At 38.8% G+C, this 10,075-nt stretch carries 7 protein-coding genes and 4 pseudogenes; 1 reads left to right on the top strand and 10 read right to left on the bottom strand.

The window, feature by feature from the left end; all coding sequences use genetic code 11:
* Window positions 1–61: 61 nt before the first annotated feature.
* The 10 genes and pseudogenes from AB5935_RS22295 to AB5935_RS22250 all read right to left on the bottom strand — a co-directional run.
* Entirely contained in the window at window positions 62–1,171 is a 1,110-nt protein-coding gene (locus tag AB5935_RS22295) for a polysaccharide pyruvyl transferase family protein (RefSeq protein ID WP_054350261.1), read from the bottom strand.
* Between the two features lie 12 nt (window positions 1,172–1,183).
* Window positions 1,184–2,065, bottom strand: a complete 882-nt coding sequence (locus tag AB5935_RS22290; RefSeq protein ID WP_368327579.1) for a Coenzyme F420 hydrogenase/dehydrogenase, beta subunit C-terminal domain — start codon at window positions 2,063–2,065, stop codon at window positions 1,184–1,186.
* A 117-nt stretch (window positions 2,066–2,182) separates the two neighbouring features.
* Window positions 2,183–2,323 (bottom strand): annotated as a pseudogene (locus AB5935_RS22285) (4Fe-4S binding protein); the annotation flags it as partial.
* Window positions 2,320–3,858, bottom strand: a complete 1,539-nt coding sequence (locus AB5935_RS22280) for a hypothetical protein (RefSeq protein WP_011965581.1) — start codon at window positions 3,856–3,858, stop codon at window positions 2,320–2,322. The pseudogene AB5935_RS22285 and the gene AB5935_RS22280, both read right to left, overlap by 4 nt.
* Before the next feature lie 479 nt (window positions 3,859–4,337).
* A pseudogene (locus AB5935_RS22275) lies at window positions 4,338–4,535 on the bottom strand (undecaprenyl-phosphate glucose phosphotransferase); the annotation flags it as partial.
* A 44-nt stretch (window positions 4,536–4,579) separates the two neighbouring features.
* Complete coding sequence (locus AB5935_RS22270) at window positions 4,580–7,021, bottom strand: GumC family protein (RefSeq protein ID WP_368327578.1); 2,442 nt, start codon at window positions 7,019–7,021, stop codon at window positions 4,580–4,582.
* Window positions 7,022–7,058: 37 nt separating this feature from the next.
* Window positions 7,059–7,859 (bottom strand): polysaccharide biosynthesis/export family protein, encoded by an 801-nt coding sequence (locus tag AB5935_RS22265; RefSeq protein ID WP_007837491.1) that lies wholly within the window; start codon window positions 7,857–7,859, stop codon window positions 7,059–7,061.
* Between the two features lie 25 nt (window positions 7,860–7,884).
* Window positions 7,885–8,319: a BT0820 family HAD-type phosphatase gene (locus AB5935_RS22260; protein ID WP_005848428.1), complete on the bottom strand. Its 435-nt coding sequence runs from the start codon at window positions 8,317–8,319 to the stop codon at window positions 7,885–7,887.
* An 18-nt stretch (window positions 8,320–8,337) separates the two neighbouring features.
* Window positions 8,338–8,988, bottom strand: a complete 651-nt coding sequence (locus AB5935_RS22255; RefSeq protein ID WP_368327577.1) for a UpxY family transcription antiterminator — start codon at window positions 8,986–8,988, stop codon at window positions 8,338–8,340.
* Between the two features lie 296 nt (window positions 8,989–9,284).
* Window positions 9,285–9,455 (bottom strand): annotated as a pseudogene (locus AB5935_RS22250) (site-specific integrase); the annotation flags it as partial.
* 217 nt (window positions 9,456–9,672) lie between these two features.
* Between AB5935_RS22250 and AB5935_RS22245 the strand changes: the two are divergent.
* Window positions 9,673–10,075 (top strand): annotated as a pseudogene (locus tag AB5935_RS22245) (Arm DNA-binding domain-containing protein); the annotation flags it as partial.

The following is a 10,075-nucleotide window of genomic DNA, read 5'->3' as shown; positions in this document are numbered from 1 at the left end:
GTATATAATAGGTACACTTAAACGTTTTTACTACTGTTTATAAAAGATATGATTAAACGATTTAATCATCATTTATATTAGCTTGAATGAAATTCAATCCACATTTACAATAATATGCAACATTTTCTTCTATTAAATTGTAATCAATAATCCTTTGATCTATTTCGAATGAAGAAACGATTTTGTTTTTCAGTCTTATTTCATCATGTAACGTAGAGATTCTTGTATCACTTGAATTTATTCCATAATGAACAAAGTTTTTTCGGTAAATCACAGAAAACATATTACCATGAAATGTGTTTGTTACGATAAACGAAGCATGATGAAACAGCCATAAAAATTGTTGTGGAGAAACATTCATTAATCTATAATCAACATCTTTATGCATTAATGCGTTCAAGTCTCTATCATTGCAAATTTGTACAGTTGGCAAATTTAAAGAAACAGCAACCTGATGCGCAAAATTTATCGTCTCTTTCGGTCTTTTTATTGTATAAATCAATAAATAATTATCAGGTAATCCTTTATATGGTTTTTCTATTTCTGACCACTCTGAGGCATTTAATAAAAAAGTAGGATCCGGATTAATCTCTGATACTAATCCCAATTCTTCTTTAATATATTCCTGCATAAATCGCTCCCTTACACCGATTGATTTCAAGTTTTGCAAATACTTTTTAAACAGTTCAGGATTTTCATCACCAAATCTGACCGAACCGGAACTCGCAGCGTATGAGAATTTACAAGTAGTCGTGCCAAAATCAAGATAATATATAGGGTCGTTTTCACCAGATGCCTTTGGATTCCAAATTTGATCCGAGCCACAAACTAAAATATCATAGATATCCGGTATATCATTTTTATCTTTTACCCTTTTGGATTTTTTCAGCACATTTTCAATAAAATCAGAGAATACCTGTTCCCGTTTTTTCCCAAAACTGAATAAGCCACGCAATACCAATTCTCGCAAATTCCATTTCCAGTTTTTATACGTAGACCATAGTCTCCACTCATACATATCTGTTGTTCTGGGATGGCGAAAATCTATCAGTTCTGCATCAAGTCCCATTTTCTGCATGACTCTTACCATAGCATAAGCCTGTAGAACAGAGCCGTAATTATGTGAGCTATGAAATGTAACGATACCACATTTCTTTTTTCTATTTTCCATATTATAATGCTACTATCTTATTATTTTTCTAATCTTATATTTTACAATCTTATCACAAACACATAGTTTGTAGGCAGCATCTACTCCTATGTATTTATGGATTCTTCTAAAAAACTTTATTCTTAGATTTTTCTTTTTGGGAAATCTGAGCTGGTCATTACCGTTTATGGCTTCCGTAACTGGACGTTCGTAAATATTCAGCTTATCCTTTACAATCGAAATGAGTCTTTTACCTTTTTCTGTAAGAGGAAGAACACAGGAAATGCCATACGGATGTTTGGGAATATAATTATCGTCAGTTTCATTACCCAATCCCCAAAAATCTCCGATAGTTATATCAGATACTCTTTCCGGTTTGGCATAATGACAATTAAAACAACTGTCTCGATAGGTAAAACCGTCAATAAAAGTGTTATAATATAAATCTTCATAACGGTGTGTCCATAGATCTCCGGACTTATAAATCAACCTATCATCATTATATACACATAGACTAAAAGCTTCAAATAACCGAAAACCAATGCTAAAAACTTTATCTGCTTTTATTTTGAGAGTATTTGCTATATAGTCAACCAACCATTTATTTGAAGGCACCCCATGACAAATAAGGTCTACCAAGAAAAGATTATCAGGTTGTTCCTCATACATTCGCTTGACAGCTGTCACTTGACAAGGTGTCCCGATAAATAATACGTTTGTTCCATCTTTTACATCTTGTCTAATTTGTGACAGGACATCAACGATACTGCTTTGCACATATTTAGAGCCTTTCAATTTATATGCATCTTTAAGATTATCTATGCGGATATGCTTAATTTCAATGCCCGGTATTACAGTGCATCCATAAACGATACCTACATTGGCTAAAAAATAATGAGTCAATACAGAAGCCATACCGCCGGAAGTGCTGCTTCTATAGTCTTCTTCGTCTTTCGACCATGCGGCGTATGCCACTGACGGATACAGACATACCGTATCATGCAACGATGGGCATGCTTTTTGACAAAGCCCACAATCAATGCATTTCTTCTGATCAACGGACGGATAAAGATGTCCCAATTCTTCAGCAACCAGGGATATGCAATGTTTGGGACACCTTGCGGCGCACAGTCCACATCCCGTACATAACTCTTTCTCACAAATCAATTTCATTTTTTATGAAGTTTGTTTTTTACGACGGAAATAAGCGTATTCCTTTCAGTCTTTTTCAAGCCGATAAACCATGAAATGGTCATAGTGACAATAGCGGTAATTATACATAGTGAAATGAAATTACCAAGAGTTTGAGCTTCAAGGAAATGATATTTTATGAAAACAGGCAACGGCAAAGAAAGAACCGTCACTCCGGCTACAGGAGATAAAACATCCTTTATAAGTTTCTTCAATGAATAGCCAATCAGACTCCGACAGAACAGAAAACGAACAAAACCTGCAATGAGTGTGAAGAATATTGAAATATAAAACACCGATGATGCGCTACAGCCGAACTTCAATGCAATATACCCGATCGGAAAAATGCACAATATGATGCAACTTACAACAATTTGGTAGTTCCGTATCCACCCCGTTGCTGACAAAGATGTCATAAAAGGAGTCCCAAAAAGTGTTCCACACAATGCATCTATCATTATCAATATAATGAATAAAGCAGCATAGTCAGGCACATCGACCAACCATAAATGCAACACGTAATCAATGTTCAAGCAAAGAGGAAATGCCATCATAAACAATATCAGAAAAGAATACTTTATCCCTAAATAAGAAAGCCGTTCCATTCCGGTTATATTTCCGGTTGCATAATCCTTGGTAATCTGGGGATTTAATGCTACTTGAAAATTAGAGATAAACCCCATAACGGCATTTGAGACCTGGGATGCCACCCCACGAGCAGCATTAATTGCAGGACCGAAAAAAAGATTAAGGACAATATTGGTCCCTTGATCACGCACGAGCCATGCCACACTGCCGAACAGATTCCATCCGGCAAAGCCAGACATTTGTTGATACAGAGCTTTATCCCAAAACAGTTTAAACCTGCTCTCTTCATAATGTCTCCTGCAATACATCTGATAGACAATCCGTATAATCAATTGCACAGCAAAGACAAGCATTCCATAGACAATAAGCTTATCCGCCGATACAATTACAAGCAAATAGACTATGCCTAATTTCAATAAGGCTTCCAATATGCTTATGTACGCATATACATTCATCTTTTCATGTGCAATTAAGACTGCATTATACGGCACCTGAATGATGTTGATGCAAAAAGTCAATATGGAAAACTGATAGACCCAATTGGCTGCAGCAATCCTGTTATCAGGAATGACCAGCTTTTCATTGACAAACCAAAGCCCAATCGTTTCGGCCAGAAATATTATTAAAATACCGATAGCTATATGGATGTTTAAGGCTGCAGCAAACACATTTTTTAATTTGTCCGTATCACCTCGACCAAGCTCGAATGTAAGAAAACGCTGTGTAGCGGTAGACATGCAACTGTTCAGGAAAGAGAACATTAAAACCACTCCTCCTACAACATTGTAAATGCCATAATCATCAATACCCAATTCTGCCAGCACGCCCCTTGACGTATAAAGGGTAACCAGCATGATAAGAATCATACGGAAATAAAGGAACAACGTGTTTTTGGCTACACGCTTATTGTTTTCTGCCGGATTTTTCATTATTTGTCACCATGTATTTGAATAAATTCATTTGCAAATTAACATGTTAACTTTATTATTTATTTTGACAATTAATCTTTTCTACAGTGGTTAAAAAGTCATTTCTTATCATATTCCAACGAGTTGTTTTTATGGGGTCTATATAAAAAAATCCTCTAATTATTCTTGAAAATCATTCAAATAATGGTATGTGTCTTTTTTGCCTGTTTTGAAAGCCGTTTCGTTAGATGTGACAACTCCTTTAAGCATTTCAAATTCACAATCACTTGTTAAAAATGACACACGGATATTCTTTAGTTCTTAAATTTTGATTGCAGCGAAAATAAGCCTTTTAATTTATAGCTATAAATTGAGTACCTGCCTAAATTGAGTACTTACTTCCTATAATGTCCCAAATGTCATAAATATACTTCCGCCTATCTTTATTTTTACTTAGGTCATATTTCTTTTTTATAAGCTCAAGGAAGCCATTGAGTGCTTACGACGCAAAGGGCGTAACATAACATCAGTGTAAGCATGACTTGCAGAACGGTGGTTTCACCAACCTGCAGGCTATCCCACTGCATCTCATTGGACAGCTTGCTGAAAAGCAGGAATAGCAGACCGTAAAGAAAGGTCTCGGTGACAATCACAAAGGTCTCGATCAAGTGGTTGTAGGATGCTAATTTGTCTTTCATGGTAGGTTGTTATTATCAGATCACATTATAAAAGTGATCTCCTGTTATTTTTTCATACCATATCCATATCCGTAACCATACTTATGACCATATCCATATCCGTAACCATACTTATGACCATATCCATAGCCATACTTATGGCTATACCCATAGCCACTCTTTCTTGAATTCAAATCAATACTATTAATAACCGTAGCCAATTTATCGAATTTCTTCTGATCCCGCAGCACATTAATATACTGATACCCCAACTTCGGAGTAACATCTGCACGACACACATACACGCACATATCAGCCACACGACTGGCAATAGCAGTATCGGTCACAATAGCAATAGGAGCCGTATCAAGAATAATGTAATCGTAACGCTCTTCCAATTTCTCTATTGCATCCTCCAGCACCGTACGCGCCATCAACTCTGTAGGATTGGGAGGAATAGGACCACCCGGAAGAATATCAAGATTAGGACTTACATCCGAATGTTGTATCATATCAAAAAGATTGGTATGCTCGGGATCAGCCAAATAATTGGTAATACCTTCCGTGCGATGGGACAGATTAAAAACCTTGTTCAGCCCAGGCTTGCGGATATCCAAACCCACAATAACAACTTTCTTACCCATATAGGCCAGACTGACTGCCGTATTGCCTGCAATAAAAGATTTACCTTCACCCGGCTGTGTGGATGTAAAAAGCACCACTTTCTGACTGGCACCAAGCATGAACAACATATTGGTACGCAGACCACGAAAAGCCTCCTCCATCATACCATTCTGATTCTCCTGAACCACAATGGCACCTTTCTCCGGCTTCTTACTTAAAGGAAGCTCACCCAAAATAGGAACATCCGTTATCTTCTCCACATCCTCAGCATTCTCTATCTTATATTTTAATAAATCCTTCAAATAAATAAGACCTACAGGAATACCCATACCCAATACAAGAGCGGCCAACATAACAACCATCTTCTTAGGAGAAACCGGCTTTTTACTAGGAAGAGCAGCTTTGATGATACGTCCGTTATTAGCAGTGGATGCCAGGGTTATTGCGTTTTCCTCACGCTTCTGAAGCAACATAATGTAAAGGGTCGCCTTGATTTCCTGCTGGCGGGAGATAGTAAGAAATTCTTTCTCTTGCTGCGGCGCACTGCTGATCCTGCCTTCAAACTTCCGTGCCTGACGTTCAAGGTTGGACTGCGCTATCTGCAACCCTCTCAGTACACTGTTCACGGTAGTCTGCACATTGTGCCGCATGGACTCGATGCCCGTATTGATATTGATTACCGCAGGATTGTTTTCGGAAGAGGTACGAAGCAAACGCTTGCGTTCGATCAGCATCGTGTTATATTGGTTGATGATAGAACCCAAATTCTGATCCTGCAACCCTACATTAGCGGGAATCACCTCGTTTGCATTCTTCGGGTTGTTCACGTAGTTACGCAAGGACTCCACCAGTCTCAACTGGGTGGCATTCTCGGTCAGCTGCTGTTCATATTTCGAACTCTCCTCCAAAGCCAGACGGGCATCGCTGGTCAAATCGGTCAATCCGGAGCGTTGCTTGAAATCGGCAAGTTCCGTTTCGGCAGTACCTAACTCCCGATTGATAATGCCAATACGTTCGTCTATAAACTCTGCAGATTTTTGAGCCACTTCATTCTTCTCGTCATTCGCGTCCAGATTATAAAAGTCAACCAAACAATTGATGAAATCGATACCGCGCTGCTTTACCGTATTCTGCAAGCTGATGGCAGCAATTGTGGTAGTCTTCGAAGTGGGTTCCACTGACAAATTCTCTACATAACTTTCCGTCACATCTGTAGGAGAATTAACGTATGCCATCAGATTCATATCTTCTTCCAAAGGCGGGACCGAGTCATTCTTTGTAAAACTGAAAACTCCTACTGGAGTGGGGAAAACAGCCGGAATACTGTCAAAACTTACCTCAGCCTCCTGCTTCTCCTCGTCAAGCATATATTCCACTTTTACATCCAATTTTCCATTCATGGTGTATTTTAGATGAAGCTCGACTCCTTCTTCCAGATTGTCTGCCTCTTCAGGAGTCATATAAACTTTTACCGGAGTGGACTTATATAAAGGAGTGTTATAGCCGAACATACGTTCCTCAGCCACTGAAATATACAAATTCAAATGATTCACCACCTTTTTAATCAAGGTTCTTGACTTCAGGATTTCCACCTCATTGTCAAAATTGTTAGTCATGGAGAACATACCCAGATCCTGAAGGGCTCCCATAGGATTATTGCTGCTTCCACTTTTCTTGTCACCTTCTTTGATGAGTACGGCCGCATCAACATTATAGACGGGGGCCTGATAGCGGAGATAGATGAAAGCAGATATAATACAAACCAGCACACTGGCTACAAACCACGGCCAATAGGCAAAATATTTAAAAAACAAGGCATAAAGATCAACGTTCTCCTCACGTTGCTCGGTACCCGAAGGGGTGTTCTTCTGTTCGTCAGTCATATCAACAGTTTGTAATCAACAATTATATTTATGAGTTTTATTTCAAGATGGTTGCCAGAAGGCTTGCAAGAGATACCAAAATGGATGTAGCACTGATCCACATGCTGGTGCTGCTGCCAATGTCCGAGTTCTTGGCTTTTGTCTTATTGGGCGTTACATAGATGATATCGTTCTGGCGCAGGTAGTAATAGGGAGATACAACCAGCTCTGCATTATTAAGATTCAAATTGATAATCTCACGCTTGCCTTTTGCATCCTCACGAATCAGTTTCACATTGTCACGGACGCCATAAACAGTCATATCTCCCGCCATGGCAAGGGCTTCAAGGATATTTACCTTTTCATTTCCTACGGTAAAAGTACCCGGACGGTTCACCTCTCCCAATACCGAAATTTTGTAATTTGCCATACGGACTGTAACGATAGGACTCTCTTTCAGATAGGGCTGCAATTGCTCCCGGATCAAATCTTCCGCCTCGTTTTTCGTAAGGCCGCCTACCTTCAGACGACCGATAACGGGGAAATCTATCTCACCCTTGTTATTTACCAGGTACTGCTGGAGAGTGGGTTGTGTGGTAGTATTAATATTGGTCAGGGCTGCATTCAGAGGAGTCTGTACCGTCAGGTTAAAAGGAGCGGCAGCCTGAGGGTCACTCGTGTTCACAGTTATACTCAGCAGATCTTTCGGCATAATCTTTGCATCATAAAGGGGAAGATCTTCCCTGTAACTGTTCACGACCTCGGGATTCTGCATGTAAGGTACATTTTTATAGGAGGTGCAGCCTGCCAACAAGGCGGACGCCACAACAAACAATAATAGTTTCTTTAAAGTCTTCATATCAGTTTTTTCATTTATTATTCAATCATCTGCCAAACAGGCGCGAGAAAAGGCCTCTGCCGGGATTCTCCGAAACAGGAGATTCACCGGCACTACGTATCAAATCCGAAAAAGTGGTTCCGTCATGAATCATTCCATAAATAGTACCCCAATCGGGAAGGCCTCCCAAGTTGCGGTCATCTATAAAAAGATCGGCTTTGAGCTTGCGTGAGTAATGATTGTTACGCCCTTTTTCCTCCTCCGGATAGTCGCGGTTCACGGCATAAAATTCAAGACCGCGATCACGGCAAAAGGCAAGAGCCTCGTCAAGCAGACGCCCTTCACGCACTGTCCATAGAATCAACCTGTGATGTTCGTCACGCAATTTTTTCAATGTCTCAATGGCAAACGGCAACTCCCTGCCGATTGCCGGATACTTGTGCTCAACAATAGTACCGTCAAAGTCTACTGCTATGGTCATTGTCTGTCAATATATAATTTATATGTTAACTGAGTTTTTTTCCGCTATAGGTTCCAGCAATCCTCTAGCAATGGTAACTTTAGCACATCCAAGAATATCAATTTTTACAACCAGACTAGTAGAACCATCTATCTCACGACATATATTCCCTTCCAATCCTACCAGTTTGCCACCGTTTACACGGACACGATCGCCCAAATGCAGAGGGCATGACTCAATAGTGACGTGTTCTTCGGCATCATTGACCATACGCATCAAGCTGTACATCTGATGATCTGGAATAATAGCTACGGGACGGCAAGTATTTCGGGAAGAACCGGCTATGTTAACCATGAAACGTTTTATATAAGGAAGGCAGACTATTTCTTTCCGTCTTACTGAATCTGTGCAGCGAATGAAAACAAGAGCAGGAAAAACAATACGGTCCACTTTTTTACGTTTACCATCATGACGAATACTCATCTCCTGTTGGATAGGGACATAAACTTCATAAGCTTTCTCACTATCAGTTTCGTTCTTCAAACGTTTTCGTAATCTATCCTGACAGGCTTTTTCACTTCTGTTATTTACAACAGCCACATACCAATGCTTTTTTTCCTGATCATTTCGGAATATGCCTACGGCGTCGTCGGTCTTTTGAACCATCGTTCCCAAAATTTGTTGTGGCATGTCTTTGCCCTTGTTATTTACAATACTCATAGTGGAATAATCCGACTAAAAACAGACGCACTCTTATATAGAGAGCGTCCGATTTCTTAAATTTCTGATTTCCATTAATGTAGTAAGTTGTATGAATTAAATCAGCCCATAAGTTTATGATATATAGAGAGAGAAAAAAAACTTTTTTATCAGTTTACAATCTGTAAATACTAGAAAATAAAAATAAATCTATATCTTTGCAGCCGATAGACGCTCTCTATATAAGAGTGCGTCCTAATTTCAAAATAATTCAAATATTCCCCTTCTTATAGATCTTTTAAAATATTTCTATTTGCATTATCTATCTGATTAGTCTGTATAGACGAAAGATAGATTTGTGTAGTAGTTTCTGAATCATGCCCCATCGCTTCGCTAATAATACCAATCGAGATATTTTTCGTCTTGGCTATACTTGCCCAGGAATGGCGGGATATATAGAATATAAAAACAAAACACAAGAAAAATGCAATTATTGCACAATATATCAATGTATATCAGGTTTTTATAAAAAGAATGTAGAATTGCATTTATTGTTGATTTTAGCCATCGATAGTGTTATTTACAGTTTTTATGTTACTATTTTGTTGTGCAAAAAAGCACCTGTTTTCGATTAAAATCACTATCTTTGTAGAAGAAAATAAGCAATTCAAGTATATGGCTCGTACCAAGAAAATAGAATCAACCCCTGTACGCATCCGGTTCAAGGAACTGGAAAATGGAAACAAGTCTATCTATCTCGATATTTACTACGAGAAGAAGAGGCGGTATGAGTTTCTGAAATTGTACCTTATCCCAGAGAATTCCTCGGAAGCAAGAAAGCAAAACAAGCATACAATGAAAGCTGCTGATGCAATAAGGGCACAACGTATTCTTGAAATATCGAACAATAGAACACCCGTAACCATTTCAGAAAAGGCAAAGGTTTTACTGGTTGATTGGGTAAACGAGTATAAGAACAGAAGTATTCAACAAGGAAAGACAGGCTCACCCGATAAACCTGGGGGATTAAGCATACAGCTTTGTAAGTCTGAAAAGAAAGAATTTTATATCCGTTACT

The sequence above is a fragment of the Phocaeicola sp. RTP21198st1_B8_RTP21198_201120 genome, from assembly GCF_040929485.1.
Lineage (GTDB): Bacteria > Bacteroidota > Bacteroidia > Bacteroidales > Bacteroidaceae > Phocaeicola > Phocaeicola dorei.
The sequence above is the reverse complement of the archived record's forward strand: the minus strand, read 5'-3'. Positions and strand labels throughout refer to the sequence as shown.